The 21,587-nt window shown below is 32.2% G+C and carries 23 protein-coding genes; 16 read left to right on the top strand and 7 right to left on the bottom strand.

Going from position 1 to position 21,587, the window contains the following annotated elements:
• Nucleotides 1-137 precede the first annotated feature (137 nt).
• Genes P3U32_RS07540 through hfq form a run of 3 tightly spaced genes read left to right on the top strand, consistent with a single transcriptional unit; the run spans nt 138 to nt 2,251 of the window.
• On the top strand, nt 138-1,088 hold the full coding sequence (locus P3U32_RS07540; RefSeq protein WP_323702502.1) for an alpha/beta fold hydrolase: 951 nt from the start codon (nt 138-140) through the stop codon (nt 1,086-1,088).
• Nucleotides 1,078-2,007, top strand: a complete 930-nt coding sequence (gene miaA, locus P3U32_RS07535) for a tRNA (adenosine(37)-N6)-dimethylallyltransferase MiaA (protein ID WP_323702501.1) — start codon at nt 1,078-1,080, stop codon at nt 2,005-2,007. The genes P3U32_RS07540 and miaA overlap by 11 nt, the downstream gene beginning before the upstream one ends.
• 13 nt (nt 2,008-2,020) lie before the next feature.
• Nucleotides 2,021-2,251: an RNA chaperone Hfq gene (gene hfq / locus P3U32_RS07530; protein ID WP_323702500.1), complete on the top strand. Its 231-nt coding sequence runs from the start codon at nt 2,021-2,023 to the stop codon at nt 2,249-2,251.
• 72 nt (nt 2,252-2,323) lie between these two features.
• Here hfq and P3U32_RS07525 read toward each other — a convergent pair whose 3' ends face one another.
• The gene (locus P3U32_RS07525; RefSeq protein ID WP_323702499.1) at nt 2,324-2,797 is read right to left on the bottom strand and encodes a glutathione peroxidase; all 474 of its coding nucleotides are present in this window, start codon (nt 2,795-2,797) and stop codon (nt 2,324-2,326) included.
• A gap of 109 nt (nt 2,798-2,906) precedes the next feature.
• Between P3U32_RS07525 and hflX the strand changes: the two genes are divergently transcribed.
• The 4 genes from hflX (at nt 2,907) to glnA (ending at nt 7,209) form a co-directional block, all read left to right on the top strand.
• On the top strand, nt 2,907-4,145 hold the full coding sequence (gene hflX / locus P3U32_RS07520) for a GTPase HflX (RefSeq protein WP_323702498.1): 1,239 nt from the start codon (nt 2,907-2,909) through the stop codon (nt 4,143-4,145).
• 12 nt (nt 4,146-4,157) lie between these two features.
• Entirely contained in the window at nt 4,158-5,405 is a 1,248-nt protein-coding gene (locus tag P3U32_RS07515; RefSeq protein ID WP_323702497.1) for a methionine gamma-lyase family protein, read from the top strand.
• A gap of 91 nt (nt 5,406-5,496) precedes the next feature.
• A complete protein-coding gene (locus tag P3U32_RS07510; RefSeq protein WP_323704855.1) occupies nt 5,497-5,850 on the top strand; it encodes a MerR family transcriptional regulator in 354 nt (117 codons plus the stop codon).
• Between the two features lie 18 nt (nt 5,851-5,868).
• Entirely contained in the window at nt 5,869-7,209 is a 1,341-nt protein-coding gene (gene glnA / locus P3U32_RS07505) for a type I glutamate--ammonia ligase (RefSeq protein WP_323702496.1), read from the top strand.
• Nucleotides 7,210-7,265: 56 nt separating this feature from the next.
• Here the strand turns inward: glnA and P3U32_RS07500 are convergent, their stop codons facing one another.
• Nucleotides 7,266-7,757, bottom strand: a complete 492-nt coding sequence (locus P3U32_RS07500) for a MepB family protein (protein WP_323702495.1) — start codon at nt 7,755-7,757, stop codon at nt 7,266-7,268.
• Between the two features lie 237 nt (nt 7,758-7,994).
• On the opposite strand from P3U32_RS07500, the gene P3U32_RS07495 reads away from it, so the two are divergent.
• Complete coding sequence (locus tag P3U32_RS07495; RefSeq protein ID WP_323702494.1) at nt 7,995-8,204, top strand: hypothetical protein; 210 nt, start codon at nt 7,995-7,997, stop codon at nt 8,202-8,204.
• 193 nt (nt 8,205-8,397) lie between these two features.
• Nucleotides 8,398-8,601 (top strand): TM2 domain-containing protein, encoded by a 204-nt coding sequence (locus P3U32_RS07490; RefSeq protein WP_323702493.1) that lies wholly within the window; start codon nt 8,398-8,400, stop codon nt 8,599-8,601.
• A gap of 742 nt (nt 8,602-9,343) precedes the next feature.
• On the opposite strand, the gene P3U32_RS07485 is transcribed toward P3U32_RS07490, so the two are convergent.
• On the bottom strand, nt 9,344-10,258 hold the full coding sequence (locus P3U32_RS07485) for a diacylglycerol/lipid kinase family protein (RefSeq protein WP_323702492.1): 915 nt from the start codon (nt 10,256-10,258) through the stop codon (nt 9,344-9,346).
• A gap of 133 nt (nt 10,259-10,391) precedes the next feature.
• Between P3U32_RS07485 and P3U32_RS07480 the strand changes: the two genes are divergently transcribed.
• Nucleotides 10,392-10,931: an N-acetylmuramoyl-L-alanine amidase gene (locus P3U32_RS07480; RefSeq protein ID WP_323702491.1), complete on the top strand. Its 540-nt coding sequence runs from the start codon at nt 10,392-10,394 to the stop codon at nt 10,929-10,931.
• Nucleotides 10,932-11,587: 656 nt separating this feature from the next.
• On the opposite strand, the gene P3U32_RS07475 is transcribed toward P3U32_RS07480, so the two are convergent.
• Nucleotides 11,588-12,448, bottom strand: coding sequence for a hypothetical protein (locus P3U32_RS07475; protein ID WP_323702489.1), 861 nt, complete (start codon nt 12,446-12,448; stop codon nt 11,588-11,590).
• A gap of 262 nt (nt 12,449-12,710) precedes the next feature.
• On the opposite strand from P3U32_RS07475, the gene P3U32_RS07470 reads away from it, so the two are divergent.
• The gene (locus P3U32_RS07470; RefSeq protein ID WP_323704854.1) at nt 12,711-13,592 is read left to right on the top strand and encodes an NAD(P)-dependent oxidoreductase; all 882 of its coding nucleotides are present in this window, start codon (nt 12,711-12,713) and stop codon (nt 13,590-13,592) included.
• A gap of 109 nt (nt 13,593-13,701) precedes the next feature.
• The gene (locus tag P3U32_RS07465) at nt 13,702-14,295 is read left to right on the top strand and encodes a hypothetical protein (RefSeq protein ID WP_323702488.1); all 594 of its coding nucleotides are present in this window, start codon (nt 13,702-13,704) and stop codon (nt 14,293-14,295) included.
• Between the two features lie 82 nt (nt 14,296-14,377).
• Here P3U32_RS07465 and P3U32_RS07460 read toward each other — a convergent pair whose 3' ends face one another.
• The gene (locus P3U32_RS07460; protein WP_323702487.1) at nt 14,378-15,748 is read right to left on the bottom strand and encodes an aspartate kinase; all 1,371 of its coding nucleotides are present in this window, start codon (nt 15,746-15,748) and stop codon (nt 14,378-14,380) included.
• Between the two features lie 197 nt (nt 15,749-15,945).
• On the opposite strand from P3U32_RS07460, the gene P3U32_RS07455 reads away from it, so the two are divergent.
• The 4 genes from P3U32_RS07455 (at nt 15,946) to P3U32_RS07440 (ending at nt 20,093) form a co-directional block, all read left to right on the top strand.
• Complete coding sequence (locus P3U32_RS07455; RefSeq protein WP_323702486.1) at nt 15,946-17,223, top strand: homoserine dehydrogenase; 1,278 nt, start codon at nt 15,946-15,948, stop codon at nt 17,221-17,223.
• Nucleotide 17,224: 1 nt separating this feature from the next.
• Nucleotides 17,225-18,289, top strand: coding sequence for a threonine synthase (gene thrC, locus P3U32_RS07450; protein WP_323702485.1), 1,065 nt, complete (start codon nt 17,225-17,227; stop codon nt 18,287-18,289).
• Nucleotides 18,286-19,197 (top strand): homoserine kinase, encoded by a 912-nt coding sequence (gene thrB / locus P3U32_RS07445; protein WP_323702484.1) that lies wholly within the window; start codon nt 18,286-18,288, stop codon nt 19,195-19,197. The genes thrC and thrB overlap by 4 nt, the downstream gene beginning before the upstream one ends.
• 83 nt (nt 19,198-19,280) lie before the next feature.
• A complete protein-coding gene (locus P3U32_RS07440) occupies nt 19,281-20,093 on the top strand; it encodes a Cof-type HAD-IIB family hydrolase (protein ID WP_323702483.1) in 813 nt (270 codons plus the stop codon).
• Between the two features lie 85 nt (nt 20,094-20,178).
• On the opposite strand, the gene P3U32_RS07435 is transcribed toward P3U32_RS07440, so the two are convergent.
• Nucleotides 20,179-20,826, bottom strand: coding sequence for a TRSP domain-containing protein (locus tag P3U32_RS07435; protein ID WP_323702482.1), 648 nt, complete (start codon nt 20,824-20,826; stop codon nt 20,179-20,181).
• 89 nt (nt 20,827-20,915) lie between these two features.
• Nucleotides 20,916-21,578 carry a phosphoribosyltransferase domain-containing protein gene (locus P3U32_RS07430; RefSeq protein ID WP_323702481.1) on the bottom strand — a complete coding sequence of 221 codons (663 nt, stop codon included), beginning with the start codon at nt 21,576-21,578 and terminating at the stop codon, nt 20,916-20,918.
• Between the last annotated feature and the right edge of the window lie 9 nt (nt 21,579-21,587).

Here is a 21,587-nt window from a genome sequence, read left to right as displayed (position 1 = left end):
GAAATCTTTTTTATAAATTAGATTTCTGTCCCGCTCCCTTTTTTATTGATATAAATATGAAATGATTAAATGAGACTTTATGAATGTTTAAGCGTTCTTGAATTTGATATAATGTAAAAGAATGGAGGCGTATGACTTTGAGAAGAATTAATCATAAAATAACTTTATCAACAGAACAAACTTTAGAAATAACAATTGATAAAACTGATGAAGAACCAATTGGTATCATACATATTCTGCATGGTGTTTCTGAACACAAAGATCGATACGACCTTCTTGCAGAGTATTTATGTAAACGTGGATTTCATATATTAAGACATAATCACCGTGGTCACGGTATAAATATAGAACCTTCTACTAGAGGGCATTTTAATTCGATGCAAGAATTAGTAGATGATGTTAAAGAGATAAATGAAACATTTAAATCTGAACTTAATCCGGATTTACCATATATTTTACTTGGGCATTCTATGGGTTCGCTAGTAGCAAGAAAATATGTTCATGATTATCCTGAAGATGTGGATATTCTTATGTTATCAGGTACGGTTATTTATCCGAAACTTCAAGGTAAATTTAATTACAATGCTTTAAAAGTAGTCAATTTATTTTTAGGAAGTCGTGTGAAGTCCAAATTTATAAATAATATTGCGTTTAAAACGATTAATAGAGAACATAAATCGCTAAACAAGGATCATAATTGGTTGAGTGAAAGTGATGATAATCGAGAATCATATGAAAAAGACCCTTATGCAGGTTTTCCAGTTTCGCATAAAGTATTATACGAAATTGTAAAAGTAGCTGAGCAATCTAAAAAGCGAACATATATTAAAAAACAAAATTCAAAAATGCCAGTGTTATTCGTTTCAGGTAAAGAAGATCATTTCGGTGGATTTGGCGTAGGAATTAAACGTCTCGCATCTTTATATAAACGCGCTGGTGTTAAACACGTGACAGTTCAATTATATAAAAACAAAAGGCATGAAGTGTTGTTCGAAACAAACCAATATGATGTATATGAACACTTGTATCATTGGTTAAATCTACAAATTAAACATTTAGAAAAAGAGGAAATAAAAAATGAGCAATAAACCTTTGATCGCAATAGTTGGACCGACAGCAGTAGGTAAAACAGAGTTAAGCATTAAATTGGCTAAAGCATTGAACGGTGAAATTATAAATGGAGATGCCTTTCAAATTTATAAAGGTCTAGATATCGGAACTGCAAAAGCTACCGAAGAAGAACGTGAAGGTATTCCACACCATTTAATTGACGTTTATGAACCGTGTGAAACATATTCAGTTTATCAATTTAAAAAGGAATTTTCAGAAATTGTTGATGATATTCATAATCGTGGAAAAATACCGATTTTAGTAGGTGGGACAGGTTTATATGTACAATCTGTATTATATGATTATCAATTGGAAGAAGAAGAGATAGATTCTGAAAAAATGGAAATTATTCAAAATAAATTAAAAGAATTATCTAAATTAAATAATATCGAAATGCATGAACATTTAAAGTCGTTTGATCCAGAAACGGCGTCATCAGTGCATCCGAACAATCGCAAAAGAGTTGAACGAGCAATTGAATATTACTTAAAAACAAAAAAAACTTTAAGTGAACGCAAGAAAAGCCAGACTTTTTCTGGAAAATATAGTACAATATTAGTTGGGATAGAAATGTCGCGTGAAACATTATATGAAAGAATTAATATGCGCGTCGACATGATGTTGGAGCGAGGATTATATAAAGAAGTGTCTAATCTTGTTGAGATGGGGTATGAAAATTCACAAAGTATGCAAGCAATTGGATACAAAGAATTAATACCAGTTGTAAGGGGAAAGATAGATATAGAAACTTCTAAAGAACAAATCAAGCAAAATTCTAGAAGATATGCCAAGCGTCAAATGACATGGTTTAAAAATAAAATGGATGTAACTTGGTTTCAACGGGATAAACAGACTTTATCAGAAATCGCGGACAACGTAATCCAATTATCCGAGTGAAGGAGAAAGTCATATGGCAGAGAAAGAAAATATTCAAGAAGTATTATTGGAGAAATTTAAATCAGAAGGTACTGAATTAACAATCTTCTTATTAAATGGTTTCCAAATGAAAGGCAAAATCGTCAATTTTGACGACAAAGTTGTATTATTATATATTGAAGGAAAAGAAAATCTAATTTACAAACATGCTATTTCAACTTTCGTAGATGCACAAGACGAAGAAGAAACTAAAGAAGAAGCTTAATCGTCACGGTGTATAATGTCTAAGAGGTTCTATACGTGTAGTTAAACTACACGTATAGAACCTCTTAAATGTTTATAACAATTCTTCAATTGCACTTCTTAATTGATCTGGACTTTTTTGAGGAGCAAAGCGTTGTACGACTTCACCATCTTTATTAACAAGGAATTTCGTGAAATTCCATTTGATTGCCCCGTTTAATATACCTTTTTTCGCACTCGTTAAATAATCATATAATGGATGTTGTTCAGATCCTTTAACGTTGATTTTCTCGTGCATAGGGAAAGTTACACCATAGTTTAATTTACAATTTTGATATGCTTCGTAAGAATCTCCAGGTTCTTGATTCCCAAATTGATTACAAGGAAACCCTAATACAACTAAGCCGCTATCTTTATAATCTTGATAAAGTGATTCTAATCCTTCAAATTGAGGTGTAAAACCACATTCACTTGCTGTATTTACGATTAATATTACTTTATCTTTATAATCAGATAATGAGTATAGCTCACCATTTGTTTTTGCTACTTCAAAGTCATAGATTGTCATAACGCTCACTCCTTTTCTTAAATTCATTATAATAAAAAAATATTCAATCGCATATTAATATGCATAATCGTTTCTATGTTAAAATAAAATCAAAGAGAGCGTGATATAAATGAAGAACAATTTGAAATCAACAATCAATAAAACAGAAAGAGTCATCTTATTAGCTTATCATGATAAAAAAGTAGACGAAACGACTTTTCAATCAACAGTAGATGAGTTGGCTTCATTAGCGAAAACAAGTCAGCTTGAAGTAGTTGAGATTTTTACACAAAAAAGAGATCGCCCAGATCAACAATATTATTTTGGGAAAGGCAAGATTGAAGAAGTTATAGAATATATTGATTTAAACGAATTAGACGTCGATGCTATTATAGCGAACGATGAGTTGACGACTGGTCAATCGAAGCATCTCGATGAATTGTTTAATACTAAAATAATAGATAGAACGCAATTGATATTAGAAATATTTGCTCAACGTGCATCTAGTCGTGAAGGACAATTACAAGTAGAATTGGCGCAATTAGATTATTTATTACCAAGATTATCTGGCCACGGTAAAAGTTTATCCCGATTAGGTGGCGGTATTGGTACAAGAGGTCCTGGTGAAACAAAATTAGAAACGGATAGACGACATATTCGTACGAGAATGAATGAAATAAAACATCAATTAGAAACGATTGTTTCGCATCGATTTAGATATAGAGAGAGAAGACAGCATAATCAAGCATATCAAGTCGCACTCATTGGTTATACAAATGCAGGGAAATCATCATGGTTTAATCAATTAACCAATGATTCAACATTTGAAAAAGATTTGTTATTTGCTACGTTAGATCCTAAATCAAGAGCAATTTCAATCAATGATGGATTTAATGTCGTTCTATCGGATACAGTGGGATTTATTCAAAAGTTACCGACGACTTTAATTGCTGCTTTTAAATCAACGTTGGAAGAAGCGAAATATGCACAATTACTGATACATGTTGTTGATGCCAGTCATCCACACTATCAAGAACAATATGAAACTGTAATGACTTTAGTGAAACAGTTAGAAATGGATCATATACCAATGTTAGTTGCATTCAATAAGAAAGATAAAATAGATAGTAAAGATATAGCTGTCTCAGAACATTCTATCTTTGTATCAGCAAAATCTAAAGATGATAAGGCGGTATTTAAAGATAAATTAGTGGAAATGATTAAAGAAACAATGTCGTATTATGAAATGACATTACCATCTACAGATTCGGACCAAATTTATTGGCAGAGAACACATACTTTGGTCGAATCAATGGACTTTGATGAAATAGAAGAAGCGTATTTAATAAAAGGATATAAACAAAAATAAGAGGTAGAATAAATGGAACAGAAATTAGAGCAATTAATTAAAGAAGTTGAAACAACTTTAAGACCTTATTTTGATAAAGTTGAACAAAATGCATTTATAGCACAAACACGCGTACTAGATGCATTCCATAAAGTGAAAATTACTGAATCAGATTTAATTGGAACGACAGGATATGGATATGATGATATTGGTAGAGATCATTTAGAAGCTGTTTATAGTGAGGTATTTAGAGCAGAAGATAGTCTTGTTAGACCACAAATTATATCAGGTACACATGCGATTACATTGGCACTAAATAGCCAACTTCAAAATGGAGATGAATTATTATATATTACTGGTACACCATATGACACGTTATTAGAAGTAATTGGCGTTAACGGTAATGGCATTGGAAGTTTTATTGAACAAGGTATTAAATACAATGAAGTTGATTTGAAGGAAGGCGACATCGATATTCAAACTGTATTGGAGAGTATCAATGCACAAACGAAAGTCGTCGCTATACAACGTTCTAAAGGTTATAGTTCAAGACCGTCATTAACAATCAATAAAATAGAAAGTGCAATTAAACAAATTAAAGAAAAATATCCTAATGTGATTATATTTGTCGATAATTGCTATGGTGAATTTGTTGAAGATAAAGAACCAATTGAAATTGGTGCAGATTTAATTGCTGGATCACTAATTAAAAATCCTGGTGGTGGCTTAGCTAAAATTGGTGGATATATTTCTGGGAATGCGGATTTAATAGAAAGATGTGCGTATCGATTAACTGCACCAGGTATCGGTAAAGAGGCAGGTGCTTCACTGGGTAGTTTACCTGAAATGTACCAAGGTTTCTTCTTAGCGCCACATGTTGTGAGTCAAAGTTTGAAAGGTGCATTATTTACGTCACTACTTCTAGAAAAATTAAATATGACAACTACACCACATTATCAAGATGCACGAACAGATATTATACAATCAGTTACTTTTGATAAAAAAGAACAAATGATTGCATTTTGTCAGTCTATTCAACATGCTTCGCCAATCAATGCGCACTTTAGTCCAATGCCGAGTTACATGCCTGGATACGAAGATGATGTCATTATGGCTGCTGGTACGTTTATACAAGGTTCATCAATAGAGTTAACTGCAGATGGCCCAATTAGAGCACCTTATGAAGCTTATATTCAAGGTGGATTAACATATGAACACGTCAAAATTGCAATTATTAGAGCTGTTGAAAATTTAATATCGAATGAACTTGTGCAATTATAATTCTATGTCAGGTTTCCTAACATTTATTTGTTTTCTGAAAATTTGTATGCTAAATTTATTTTAAGTTCTTAATTTAGAGGAGGCGGTCGTGCTGTCAAGAGACATTATTAGAAGAAACATGGCCGTGTTTCCAATTGGTGTAGTCATCAAGTTAACAGAGCTAACAGCTAGACAAATCAGATATTATGAAAGCAATGAGCTTGTCTCGCCAAAAAGGACTGAAGGTAATCAACGGTTATTTTCATTAAATGACCTTGAAAGGTTGCTGGAAATTAAAAATCTTATTGAAAAAGGATTCAACATGAAAGGGATAAAACAAATTCTATTACAAGAACAGAGTGACCTTTCTGAAGATGAACTTAAGATGAGAGAGCGGGTAATTAGAGGAACTTCTAAAACAGAAGGACCACTTAACCGTGGAGATTTATCAAGATTTTTTAAATAAAAACTGGAGGATAATCACATGGCTAAACAATCATTTACAAAAGAGGACATTTTTCGTTTTGCTGACGAAGAAAACGTACGTTATTTAAGATTACAATTTACAGATATTTTAGGTACAATTAAAAACGTTGAGGTTCCAATTGCACAATTGGAAAAAGTTTTAGACAACGAAATGATGTTTGACGGTTCTTCAATTGAAGGATTCGTGCGAATTGAAGAGTCGGATATGTATTTATATCCTGATTTAGATACTTGGGTAATTTTCCCATGGACTGCTGGTAAAGGAAAAGTTGCACGATTAATCTGTGATATTTATAGTCCTGATGGTCAACCATTTGATGGAGATCCACGTACAAACTTGAAACGTGTCATCAATGAAATGAAAGAATTAGGATTTACAGATTTCAACTTAGGGCCTGAGCCTGAATTCTTCTTATTCAAATTAGATGAACAAGGGGAACCAACATTAGAATTAAACGATAATGGCGGATATTTCGATTTAGCACCTACAGATTTAGGTGAAAATTGTCGTCGTGACATCGTATTAGAACTTGAAGACATGGGCTTCGATATTGAAGCAAGTCACCATGAAGTGGCACCAGGTCAACATGAAATTGATTTCAAATATGCAGATGCAATTACTGCATGTGATAACATTCAAACATTCAAATTAGTTGTTAAAACTATCGCACGTAAACATAACTTGCATGCAACATTCATGCCAAAACCATTATTTGGTGTGAACGGAAGCGGAATGCACTTTAACGTATCATTATTCAATGGTAAAGAAAATGCATTCTTCGATCCAAATGGCGAAATGCAATTAACTGATGATGCATATCACTTCATCGCTGGTATCTTGAAAAATGCACGTGGATTTACTGCAGTATGTAACCCATTAGTAAACTCTTATAAACGTTTAGTACCAGGTTACGAAGCACCATGTTATATTGCATGGAGTGGTAAAAACCGTTCACCATTAATCAGAATACCTGTATCACGTGGACTTTCAACTCGTGTTGAGATTCGTTCAGTAGATCCATCAGCAAATCCATATTTAGCGCTTGCTACAATTTTACAAGCTGGATTAGATGGAATTAAAAATAAATTAACTCCACCAGAATCAGTAGACCAAAATATCTATGAAATGGATAGAGAAGAACGCGAAGCAGTAGGTGTACAAGACTTACCGTCAACACTTTATACTGCAATTAAAGCAATGAGAGAAAATGAAGTCGTTAAAGACGCATTAGGTACTCATATTTATCGCCAATTCATTCAATCTAAATCATTAGAATGGGATTATTACAGAACTCAAGTTTCTGAGTGGGAAAGAGAACAATACATGAAGCAATATTAATTGCTTTAACCCTCAAAGCTATATGCTTTGAGGGTTTTTTGATTATTAAATGAGTTTTATTCGAAGTATAGTTTGTGGAGTTCATTTACATTTATCGTATCAGATAAATCAATAAAGTATTTTATTTGCCATTTTTGTGTTTTTATCGCTGTTGGATTTAAATCATCTTCCCATGTTGGATAGACTCTCATAGCCATTTTTCCTGTTGATTGTTCATGACTGATTATTTTTTTCTCTAAAAGTATTTCTTTAGGAATGATAAATTGACCGATATGTTGTTCGTCGTGAACAGTGATAATCAGTTTGTCTGGTGTTTCGCTATATGTATAAGGTCTGTTTTTATTTTCTTCATCTTTGATCCAAAATACGACGAAATATCCTTTTTTATTTGGAGTTTTCTTTGCACGTCTACTTCTATAATAGATGTTATTTATTTCAAAATGACTGCTTTCATACTCTTTATTTAATGGTTCTATTTCGATATTATTTATTGAGGCTGATAAGTGAGATTGTAATAATGTTTGTGTGAATGTTATGGATGAAAACATATTATTATCCTTTCATATATGGTATTTTAATTATAAGTAAACCTTTGACTAATATTTAATTATAGGATATAAATAATCAGAAACGTTCAAAAACGTTTAAAATCATTTAAATTTGTTTTGTTATTTTACAATTAAATTGTACTAATGTCTTTTAGTTATTTTATTACATCAATTCCCTCTAGATTCAATGAATATAGTTTTGTAATATTTATATATTAAGTTTTTTTGGAGGCCGTTATGTTTTTTGATAAAAAGATATTAGTATTTGAGAACTTAGATAATGAATTCAATCAAGAAGATGCGAAAAATATATTTCTCAAACATTCCATTGATTATGATTTTATTACGGTGAGCAGTCAGTCAGTGATATTAGGTGGATTAACTTATCCTACAACGAATGATAAAAAACAATTTATTGCCGAGTTCAATGAATACTTAGGAAATTAAAAAGTTTAATGATATTTACTAAATAATATCATTTTAGACCAATATAAAAAGCTTGAATTATCGTAAAGATGATTCAAGCTTTTATTTGTATGGAATTGTTACAATTTTGTCATTAATTCATGGGAATTATTCTCATTTTTCGGGTATATATAAAGAGAAATTGAATTATTTATGATCATGAAGGAGGGTTACAATGAAAGTAAACAAGTGGATATATATTGCCTTAGCTTTATTACTAGGTGGTTTTGGTGTACATAAATTTTATGCACAAAAACCAATATCAGGATTACTTCATTTAGCATTTGTTTGGACGGGAATTCCACATATTATTGCGATTATTAGTGCAATATTAACGATATTTAAACCTGGAGATGCTCAAGGAAATATCAACGTTTAATTAATAAACCAAGCATTCGGATAAAATCCGAATGCTTGGTTTTTGATTGGTGACAAGCAACATTGAGCATGGCTAACGAGATAGTTCCGCGAAACAATCCTCTTAGAAAATCTAACGAGATAGAAAGTAAAAACAATCTCGTTAGAGCGGAAATGTACACCTCAATATCCCGAATTTTCTACAAAAAATGAGAAAACATGACTCTAACGAGATAGTTCTGAGAAACAATCCGTTAAAAAATCTAACGAGATAGAAAGTGAAAACAATCTCGTTAGCGGGTAAAGAACCCGCACAAAACCCCAAATTTTCTACAAAAAATGAGAAAACATGACTCTAACGAGATAGTTCTGGAAAACAATCCCGTTAAAAAATCTAACGAGATAGAAAGTGAAAACAATCTCGTTAGCGGGAAAAAGGACACCTCAAAAGCCAGTATTTACTACAAAAAGTGAGAAATGAACACGCTAACGAGATAGTTCTGGAAAACAATCCCGTTAAAAAATCTAACGAGATAGAAAATAAAAACAATCTCGTTAGCGGGAAAAAGGACACCTCAAAAGCCAGTATTTACTACAAAAAGTGAGAAATGAACACGCTAACGAGATAGTTCTGGAAAACAATCCCGTTAAAAAATCTAACGAGATAGAAAATATAAACAATCCTGTTAGCGGGACCATTAAATATATTAAGTGTTTAATCATATAATAAACTAAACATTCGGATTTTATCCGAATGCTTGGTTTTAATTTGCATTAATGTCTAAGTACATCATTTTAATTTTGTTTTTTAATAACTTAACTTCAATTGGAGTATTGTTGATGATTTCACCATCAATATCGAGCTTAGCTTCTGGATCAGTAGACAATGATGCAGTTTCACATGCAATGTGCGTGATGCTATTGCTAATTTCATTCCAATTTAAACTATCTTTTACTTTAAAGAAATCATTGATAATACTGAAGTTTTGTTTATCGAAGATGAAGATATTCATTTTTCCATCGTTTGCTGATAGATCTTCTAAAGGTATTTTACTACCTCCAACATGTTGTCCATTAGCAATTAATATCATTGAAGTTTCGCCTGTATATGTCTCACCGTCCGCAGTTAGTTCATAGTTGTAAATTTCAGGACTAGAGACAGTTTTTATAGTTGAGAACACATAGCTGAATTTTCCTAGTAATTGTTTTTGATTGGACTCTACGTTTTCTGCATTTTGAACCATTAAGCCAATGCCTGTAAAGTTCAGCGCATATTTACCATTTACATCTAATACATCAAAAGATTTAATCTGACTATCAAGTAAATCTTGAGATGCTTGCATTGGTTTAGGTGATAAGTTTAATGTTTTTGTGAAGTCATTAAAAGTACCTCCTGGTAGTACGCCAATAGGGATTTGTAGATTGTTTTCTACAACACCGTTAACCAATTCATTTAACGTACCATCACCGCCGAGTATAAATAATACATCATATGCATGTTGTTCAGCTATTTCTTTACAAAGAGATTTGATTTCTCCTTCTTCTTTACTTAATTTAATTGTTAAATCATCGCATAACTGAGTTAGATTTTCTGTAACTTGTCCAAGTTCTTTATATATGTTACCTTGACCAGCTGCGTTGTGATAAAATAAAATTCCTTTATGAAAATGTTGTGCCATTAGTATTTACCTCCTGATTGCTTCCTTCTATTAAATAACCATTTTTAAGAAAATATAAACAATTTCAAGTATATAACTCATGTGTGTTAATATAAAATTAAATAATTTAGTGTTCGTAAAGGGGAGGATAAAGATGAGTGAGAGAAATGATTATATTCATTATGAAATGGATCAAAGAACCAAACCCTTGCTAGGCGTAGTGATTCATAATGACGCAAGTGAATTGAATGCAGATGAATGGAGAGAAACCTTAATAGACGCTCCAGAAAGCCGATATATACAAGGTATCGCGCATTATTATATTGATCGAAATCAACAATGGCAAGCTATAGATACAGAAAATATTGCTTGGCATACTGCGAATCAAATAGGAAACGAACAATATTTAGGATATGAAGTGTTAGAATCACTTTCTAGCACTGATGAAGAATTCTTATTGAATGAACAAGAAACCTTTAGAGTCGTAGCTTCAGATATGTTAGATTACAATTTAACACCAAATAGAGATACAGTTAGATTACATTTGGAGTTTAGTGATACAGAATGCCCACATCGATCAATTGAGCTACACACGAATTGGAGAACAACTGTGGATGGTATGCCAGATGAGTGGATAATAAATGAACTTAAAGATTACTTTATAGAACAAATTAATCAATATATGATGAATTAAAGCAATAGACAGTCAATATATCAACATGATAATATATAAGTGTAAAAAATAAAGAAGGGTAACATGCGCTAACATGTTACCCAAAATGAGCCCGTTAAAAAGACGGTGACTTAGTTTAATTGTTTAAAAATAACCATAACAACCTGGTCAAAGTTGGGAATGGTTATTTTTTTTGGCTGTTGCTAAATAGAACTAAACCGATGATTGATATAACAATCATAAGTAATTCATAATCAGTCATACTATTCCTTTCTAGGAGTAGAAACCAAAATCATAGGCATCACCCCAATTAATTGAGATTAGCCACCATCTATCCAACTTGCTCAACAAATATTATACCAAATTATAAGTGCGATAATGTGTGAACAAATATTGTATTTTACTTATATAAAATGTCATGATAATATATATATGTAGAAAATAAAGAAGGGTAACATGCGCTAACATGTTACCCGAAATGAGCCCGTTAAAAAGACGGTGACTTGTACTATAAGAAGTGAAAAATAACCTCTAGTGACTTGTCAAAGTATAAACTAGATGGTTATTTTTTTTGGCTATTACTAATTAAAAAACGCCTCAAAAGTTAGAATGTTAAATCTAACTTTTGAGGCGTTTTATATTATTATTATAGTTTCATGAAATAGGGTGAACTATAATTATTGTGCGTATTGTTGTTGAATTTGTACTAAAGCATTGTAGAATAATTCTGGTTGTTCAGGGCCGTTATATGTTCCTTGTTCTAATGCAGTTAATGAAGCTTTCTCAGGGTCTGTTAATCCACCTTGATATTTTTGTCTCCAACTAGCATCCATAGAATTTAAGTAAGGGTTAACGCCTGTTTCATTATACATTTGTTGTGCTTGGCTTGCTCCAAATGCAGATGTTGTAGTTGCGTTAGTATTACTTGAATCACTATTACTATTTGCTGCATTGCTTTGATCTGCATTGTTGCTTGAAGTTGCTTGATCTGAATTCGATGCAGCATTTGAATTAGAGGCATCTGAACTGCTTGAATTAGAGCTGTTTTCATTTGAGGCACTGTTAGTTCCATTTGAACTGTTAGAGCTATTAGAGCCATTATTATCAGAATTAGCACTATCTCCACTTGTACTATTTCCGTCTGAACCAGCACTATTTGAAGAACTTCCATTACTATTGCTAGCATTTGAAGAAGAATCACTATTAGCACTGTCATCAGAATTAGCGTTACTATCTGAAGAACCGCCGCTACCATCTTTAGAAGCAGAGTCACTGCCAGAACCGTCTTTACCGCTACCATCTTTAGAAGCAGAGTCACTGCCAGAGCCATCTTTACCGCTACCATCTTTAGAAGCAGAGTCTTTGCCAGAGCCATCTTTGCCACTGCCATCTTTAGAAGCAGAGTCTTTGCTATCTCCTGATTTAGAATCGGATGAATTCTTGCTTGATGAATCATCTTTTTTGCTTTCGTCATCTCCATTACCACATGCACCTAAAACTAGGAATGAAGATAAGAGTAAAGTGTACATTTTCTTCATGTTATAACGCCCCTTTGTAGTTGTATTGTTTGACACTTATGTATCAACAGTTATTCAATACCACTAAATATTAATATGAAACCGAATATATTTAAAAATATTTTAACTTTTCAAACAATTTTTATTAAGAATGTTAATTATTTAGATTTGGATGTTAAACTTTTGTAATTTTTATAAGAAATTATTAGGTTTATTCTTTTAGATTTTTTAGGCAAATAGATATAATGGGGATAATGAGATGAATAATGGAGGGATTTAGATGGTGAAGAAAACGATTGGGTTTGTAGGAACTGGTGTCATGGGTAAATCAATGGCTGGGCATTTATTGAATGCTGGTTATGAAGTAAATGTATACAATAGAACTAAATCTAAAGCGGATGAACTTGTGAATCAAGGTGCAACTTGGTGTGAATCGGTGGCTTTATTATCACATAAGAGTGATGTAATTATTTCAATTGTTGGATATCCAAGTGATGTTGAGTCTATTTACTTAGATGAACAAGGAATTTTAAATCATGCTCAAAGTGGAAGTATTGTAATAGATATGACAACCTCAAGTCCAGAATTAGCAAAGAAGATTTATGAAGAAGGGCTTGCTAAGGGGATTCATAGTCTAGATGCTCCTGTTTCAGGTGGGGATATCGGTGCTAAAAATGCCACACTTACAATTATGGTGGGTGGAGATAAAGATATTTATAACCAAATCGAAGATATATTTAAAGTAATTGGTAAAAATGTCGTATATCAAGGTCAGAGTGGAAATGGACAGCATACTAAATTATCTAATCAAATTGCTATTGCAGCAGGTATGCTTGGTGTTGCTGAAGCTATTATTTATGCAGAAGAAGCTGGATTAAACATTGATCATGTATTTGATTCAATTGAACATGGCGCAGCTGGAAGTTGGTCACTTTCTAATTTAGGACCGAAGATGGTAGAAGGTAATTACGCACCAGGATTTTACGTCAAACATTTTATAAAAGACATGAAAATCGCAATTGAGGAAAGCGAACGCATGGGTCTTTATATGCCAGGATTGCTAAAAGCGAAATCAGTATATGATGCTTTAAGTGAAGCAGGATATGAAAACGAAGGTACGCAATCGGTCATACAGTTATTAAAAGATGCGATCAAAAAGAATTAAATAATTAGATAATAAAGATTATTGAAATAACTTCATAATTTATGTTGGATTAAGTACGTAAAACTGTTAGAATTAATATATGAAAACGTTTTCTTGGGAGGTACTGAATTTGGAAGTAAGCGAACAATATTTACCTTTAGAAGATTTAAAACACTTGATGTCTGACTATCCTTTACAATATATTGTTTGTGGTACTTGTGCGATTGATTTGTTTCTTGATGATTATACGCATACGAGAGAATTAATGGGCCTAACAGTAAGTAGAGATGAGGCTGAAATGTTAGGTGATTATTTTATTTCTAAAAATTATGGTTTGTTTATACAAACGCCATTAAATACTTTTGAAGAGATAAATGTAGATGATATTAAACAATACAATAAATATTACGTACTTGATAAAACAAATAACAGTAAAATTATAAAAGTTTATATTTATGAAACGAAAGATGAAAAATGGCAATTTAGACATGATCAAAACATAGAAATAGAAGACTATAAAATTTATTTCCATTGTTTAAATTATGATGTGGAATATTTAAGACCAGAAATACAAATGATGTACAACCTTTATCACGAATTACGTCAAGACGACATATACCGATACCAACGCTTAGTTCAACACTTAAGTTATTATCAATTCTTTATGTTAAGAAAAGTAATCGGTAAAGAGAAGTTGAACCAAGTAATATTGTCAGATACTTAACTGAGTTCTGTATAACAAAGCAAAATAATAAAACCACTAGAAATGATTAAACATGAACCGTTTCTAGTGGTTTTTATTTTAATTAAAGTTGTGCAGTTTCTTTAGCAAAATACTCATTATAAATTGCTTGTACTGCAATATCAGAGTACTGTTCATTAATGCCGAACATCATTGAAATTTCTGATGATCCTTGGTTAATCATGTTTAAGTTGATGTTATTTCTACTTAATGCAGATGTTGCTCCAGAGGCTGTTCCAATTGCTTTATTCATACCTTCACCAACAATCATTAATATTGCTAAATCATATTCGATTGTAAGTTCATCAACTTTAATTTGTTCTCTAATTTTATTTAATACACGTTTCTCTTTTCCTTCAATTTGGTTAGAACGAATGATAATACTTAAATTATCAATTCCTGAAGGGATATGTTCAATTGAAATATTTTCTTCTTCTAGAATACTTAACACTTTTCTTGTGAATCCAACTTCTCTATTCATTAAGTATTTTTTAATATTGATTGTTGTAAATCCTTTATCACAACTTACACCAGAAATAATGTGAGATAAGTTAGATGTATCTCTTTCACTGAGAATAAATGTACCTTTATCGTCCGGCGCATTTGTATTCTTAATCACAACAGGAATGCGATCTTTATAAAGTGGTTCTAATGCTTCATCATGAAAGACACCGAATCCTGCATACGATAATTCACGCATTTCTCGATAAGTTACTTCCGGAATGACTTCTGGATGGGAAACGACCGTTGGATTTGCACGGAATATGCCAGACACATCTGTGAAGTTCTCATATAAGCTTGCTTTTATTCCTCTAGCTAGAATGGCTCCAGTGATATCCGAACCACCACGAGGGAAAGTGACAATATCATCGTTCTCAGAATATCCGAAAAATCCTGGAACAATAAGTGTTTCTTCATAATCACGTAATTTATAAATCTGTTCGTAAGAAGACTCGAGAATCATTGCATTTCCAGGTTCATCAGTTACGAGGATACCGGCTTCTTTAGGGGATAAATAACGTGTTGGATAACCTAATTGCGTATTATATTGTGCAATAATTTGCGCATTAAAATCTTCACCACAACTCTTTAATGCATCCAATAAACGTTCGGGTTTGTTTTGATAAACGTCAATAAGGCGAAGGATATCATTTCTTAAATTGTCTAATATCTTATCATCCATTTCTAATGCATGAACAATTTCTTCATAACGTTCAATAATTTGTTGAAGTTTATGTGCATAATCAAGTTTGTTTATAACTTTGTCGTATAAACGGATCAGTAGATCAGTTGTCTTAGTATCTTCTTTAAATCGTTTACCAGGGGCAGAGACAACTACAATTTTTCTTTCATCGTCACTATTAATAATGTTTAATACCTTTTTAATTTGTTCACTGTTAGCGACGGAACTTCCGCCAAATTTTGAAACTTTCATTTTATCAGTCCTTTTACTGGGGGTAATGTAATTGTAACTCTTTACAAAGCGCGAAATAGTGATAATATTACTATTAATTCTAATTATTCAAACTTTACAAAAAACTTTAATGAATTTATACTATAATAAAGTTTCGTCTATTTCAAGTAGACATTTGTATTTTTAACAAGAACATTATATTTAAGGTGAGTGAGAAAATGAAAGTATTAAATGTAGCAGTATTAGGATTGGGCACAGTAGGAACAGGTGTCGTGAAGATTATTGAAGAGAATAAGAAACAAATAGAAGACACGATTGGTAAATCTATACATATTAAACATATACTTGTTAGTTCTGTTAACAAGAAACGAGCAATTAATACTTCAAGCTATCATTTAACTGAAAATATTGACGATATTTTAAACGATGATGACTTAGATATCGTAATTGAAGTCATGGGTGGTATTGAACCAACAGTAGAATGGTTAAAAGGATTTCTTTCTAAAGGGATTCATGTAATTACTGCAAATAAAGATTTATTAGCAGTTCATTTGAGAGTATTAGAAGATTTAGCTGAAAAGAATAAAGTAGCTTTAAAATATGAAGCTAGTGTTGCAGGCGGTATTCCTATTGTGAACGCAATAAACAATGGATTGAATGCGAATAACATTAATCAATTCATGGGTATATTTAACGGCACATCGAACTTCATTTTAAGTCAAATGACTAGAGAAGGTAAGACTTATGATGAAGCGTTACAATTAGCAACTGACTTAGGTTATGCTGAAGCTGATCCTACAGATGATGTTGAAGGTGTGGATGCGGCACGTAAAGTAGTGATTACAAGTTATTTATCATTTAACAGAGTGATTTCATTAGATGATGTTGAACGTGTTGGTATATCTGACGTATCTATTGAAGATATTACTGTTGCTGAAAAGCTAGGTTACAAGATCAAATTAATTGGTCAAGGTAAGTATGAAAATGGTAAAGTCGTAGCAAGTGTTAAACCAACATTACTTCCAGACAGTCATCAAATGGCTCATGTCGAAGATGAATATAATGCGATTTATGTTATCGGTGATGCAGTGGGTGACACAATGTTCTATGGTAAAGGTGCAGGTAGTTTAGCTACAGGTAGTGCAGTTGCATCAGATTTATTAAACGTAGCATTACAATTTGAATCTGATTTGCATACATTACCACCACACTTTGAATTGAAGACAGATCGTACAAAAGAAATTGTCGAAGAAGATGTCGTTAAATTCCCATTGAAAAATAGTCATTTTGTTATTGTAGAAAGTAACAATGAAGCAGACGAAATTAAAGAAGAAATAAAATCAACGATCGAATTCCATAGAAGCGTTAAAGTTGAACAAAGAACTGAAAATACTTATGGCGTTGTTATTAGAGGTATTGATGAATTACCTATAGCGCAATTAAAAGAAAATGGCGTAAATATCATCAAATATTATCCAATCGAAGGAGACAAGTAAAATGGGAAGATGGCAAGGACTAATCCACAACTATAAAACATATTTACCAGTTAATGAGAATACACCAGCATTAACTTTAAATGAAGGTAATACACCTTTAATACATTTACCTTACTTATCCGAACAGTTAAATATTAATTTATTTGCTAAATTCGAAGGACTAAATCCTACTGGATCATTCAAAGACAGAGGTATGGTCATGGCAGTGGCTAAAGCGAAAGAAGAAGGTAAAAAAATAGTTATTTGTGCTTCTACAGGTAATACATCAGCATCAGCTGCGGCATATGCAGCTCGTGCAGGTATGAAAGCAATTGTAGTAATACCTGAAGGGAAAATTGCTTTAGGTAAACTAGCACAAGCAGTGATGTATGGTGCCGAAATCGTTTCGATTAAAGGTAACTTTGATGAAGCGTTAAATATTGTTAAGAAAGTAGCTGAAAAGGGTGAAATCGCACTTGTAAACTCAGTGAATCCATATAGAATTGAAGGCCAAAAAACAGGTGCCTTTGAAATTGTTGAACAATTAGACGGACAAGCACCTGATTTATTCGCTATTCCAGTTGGTAATGCAGGAAATATCACTGCATATTGGAAAGGTTTTAAAGAATATAATCAATTAAATCAATCAGGACTACCTGTTATGTGTGGATTCCAAGCTGAAGGCGCTTCTCCAATTGTACAAGGTAAAGTGATTCCGCAACCTGAAACGGTCGCTACAGCGATTAGAATAGGTAACCCTGCAAGTTGGAAATTAGCTGAAGAAGCGAGAGACGAATCAAATGGTCTTATTGATAGCGTGACAGATGAAGAAATTTTAAAAGCCTATAAATTAATGACAAGCAAAGAAGGCGTATTTAGTGAACCAGCAAGTAACGCATCAATTGCCGGTTTAATTAAACTTCATGAAGTGGGCAAGTTAGAGCCGAATCAAACAGTTGTTGCTATTTTAACAGGTAATGGATTAAAAGACCCAGACACAGCAATCAGTTTATTAGACGCACCAATTACGCCATTAGAAAATGATGAACAAGCAATTGTTGATTATATTGAGCGTGCTTTAAAATGAAGAAATTAAAGCTTAAAGTACCTGCTTCAACAGCTAATTTAGGTGTGGGTTTTGATTCTATAGGTATGGCTCTAGATAAATATTTAGAGGTAGAGGCAATACTTTCAGAAGATGGTCAATGGCATTTTGAACATATTGGTCCACATTTAGTAGGTCTACCAAATGATGAGAGTCATTATATAACTAAAATTGCTCAAACAGCCACGCAAAAATTTGATAAAGAGATGCCTGCACTTTCATTAAAAATGTACAGCGATATTCCTTTAGCAAGAGGTTTAGGAAGTTCTGCATCTGCGCTTGTGACGGGTTTATTTTTAGCTAATTATTTTGCAAATTTAAAGTTATCTAAATATGAATTGTTGCAATTGGCGACTGAAATTGAAGGTCATCCAGATAATGTTGCACCAACAATATATGGCGGGTTGGTATTAGGTGTCTATGATCCAGAAGTGAAACAAACAGATGTTTCTTATATCGATATACCAAAAGTAGATGTGATTGCAACTATACCGGAATATGAATTATCGACTAAAAAAGCGCGAGAAGTATTACCAGCATCGTTGTCACTTAAAGAGGCTGTTAAGTACAGTGCTATAAGTAACACGATGATCAGTGCATTGATACAACACAATTATGAACTGGCTGGTAAAATGATGATGAAAGATGGTTTTCATGAGCCATATAGACAACACTTAATTCCTGATTTTCATGAAATTAAGAAATTGTCCTTAAATTATGGTGCATATGCGACTGTCATTAGTGGGGCTGGACCAACTGTACTCACTTTGATTAAAAAAGAGTTAAGTGGTAAACTAGTAAGGGAATTGCAAGAAAAATTCCCTCAATGTGAATCAGAACTTGTAACGATTAATCGTTATGGTGTAAGTCAAAAAATTATTAATTTATAATATTTTAATGAGGGTGAATCAGAGGTCTTTTTTTAACTACATAGACAACTGATTCACTCTTTATTAATGTTAAGGAGATAAATATGTCATATAAATATATTGTAATGGATATGGATGATACATTGTTAACATCTGATAACGAAATAAGTGAAGTCACACTTTCTTATCTAAAAGAAAAACAAAAAGAAGGATTTAAAGTAATCTTAGCATCTGGAAGACCTACAGCAGGTATGATGAAACATGCAGATTTATTAGATTTGAAAAATTATGGTGGCTATGTAGTAAGTTATAATGGTGCATTTGTTATCGATGCAACAAACAATGAAGTTGTGTTTAAACAAACGATAAGTAAAGAAGATGCATTAGAAATTATTGATTTCTGTCGTGAACAAAACTTCTTCTATTTAACTTATTTAGATGACAAAATTGTTCATGATCGCTCACATGAATATATGAATATTGAAAGTGAGTTAACGGGTTTGCCTATGGAACGATTTGAAGATTTAAAAACAGTCATCAAAGAAGATGTACCAAAAATGATGGGTGTAGATTATGAAGAGAATATCGCTAAAATAAATCAAGAACTAGATGGTAAATTTAATGAACAAATTAGTTCAACAATTAGTAAACCTTATTTTCTAGAATTTATGGATCAAAAAGTATCAAAAGGAAAAACATTAAAAAAATTATTGGATACATTAGGTTCAGACTTTTCTGAGGTTATTGCATTCGGTGATAGCTTAAATGACTATGATATGTTAGAGAATGCTGGTATTGGGGTAGCGATGGGTAATGCGAATGATACGATTAAAAATATCGCAGATGTTGTAACAGACGATCATAATCATGATGGCATTGTAACAGCTTTAGAGAAATTATTGATTAAAGAAAAATAATTTTGTACATACAATAAAAACAACTCATTTCACTGATTGATTCAGTTAGAAATGAGTTGTTTTTTTATGTTCTTATACTTGTTTCTTAATGATGTCTATCTTCGTTGAAAGCAATAGAGGTCATTTCAATTACTAATATCGATTTAGCACCAAGTATTTTTAATTGTTGTACTAAATCATCGATTTCTGTTTTATGTCTTAATCTTTCAACAAATACAATGATTTCATCGTATTGATCAATTTCTAAATTATATAAATAATGCGTAATTGTTCTTTCCAATGGTGACATGAAACTGATTTTTTTATTCGAATGTTTAAGCGTACTTGCTTCGAAATTAAAGCGTGTTGTACCTTGGACATTGATTTCTTTTCCTGGTAAGTAACGTGCAATTTGTAATGGAACATATAGGAATTCACCCACGCCAATAACTAGCTTAGGCTTATCGTCTAATAAATCATTGAGTAATTCACCCATTCGTTGGAACAATGACTCAGATATTTGTTGTTCTTTACCGTTTAAAGTAAATCTACCTGTCGAGATAAAGTAAGGATTATCATGAATTGTACCATCTCGTAACATGTTCTGTGCTTTTACAATAAAGTGATCATTAATGATATTTCTAAGAGAGTGATATTGAACTTTCGTTTCATGATTTTCATTAGTTAATAATTCATTCTGAACTAAATTTGCTGTTGATTGTTCTTTATCTTGTATTTCTACATCAAACGTCATTAAAGAGATAATATTGATTTTAATATTTAATGATTGTTCTAAATCTGCAAATGCATCTTGGGCGCTTTTTGATCTTAAGTCAATTGGCGTTAATACAGTATACGTTTCTCTTGATGGATATTTATCATGTATTTTTTTATTAAATTCAAAACTGAACTGCCGTTTAATAAATGATTATCAATAATTGCAATTCGTTCATCATTATCAAAGAAGTCTTTATCTTTTGTATAGAAGAACAAGCGCTCTTGAGAATCTACTAAATCATCATGATCAAGTAGCGGTGGATGAGAAATGACTTTATCTCTAGTTGAAGCTAAAAACATCACATCGTCATCAAATAAGCTAAAGATGGATTGCCCTAAATTGACAGCACGTTCACTAAGACCTATGAAACGCGTAGGCGGATAGTGCCCTAATTTAGATGCTTCGACTTTATTTAAAGCTTGAATCATTTTTCCACGGTTCTTACTGTTAAGTGCTTTTGCAATATTATAAATACGTTCATCTGTTTCGCCAGTTTGAGATTCATGATAAAGAAACCCTAAAAGTAATCCTATGAGCAATGGATGCTCTGGATATAGTCCTCTTGAATAGCCTAAACAAGGGGAAACAGGGATAAATGGGAACTCGGATTGTTCTTCTTGTGTAATTGCAAGCATTTCATCAATTTCGAAATCAAATCGATTTTTTTCTACTTTTACTTCAACTTGCTTTAATTGATCTAAAGGAAATACTTTGCTTATATGAGACATTTGGATGCT

Source organism: Mammaliicoccus sp. Dog046 (assembly GCF_034039665.1).
In the GTDB taxonomy this organism is placed as follows: domain Bacteria; phylum Bacillota; class Bacilli; order Staphylococcales; family Staphylococcaceae; genus Mammaliicoccus.
This window is presented reverse-complemented; position numbering and strand designations above follow the sequence as displayed.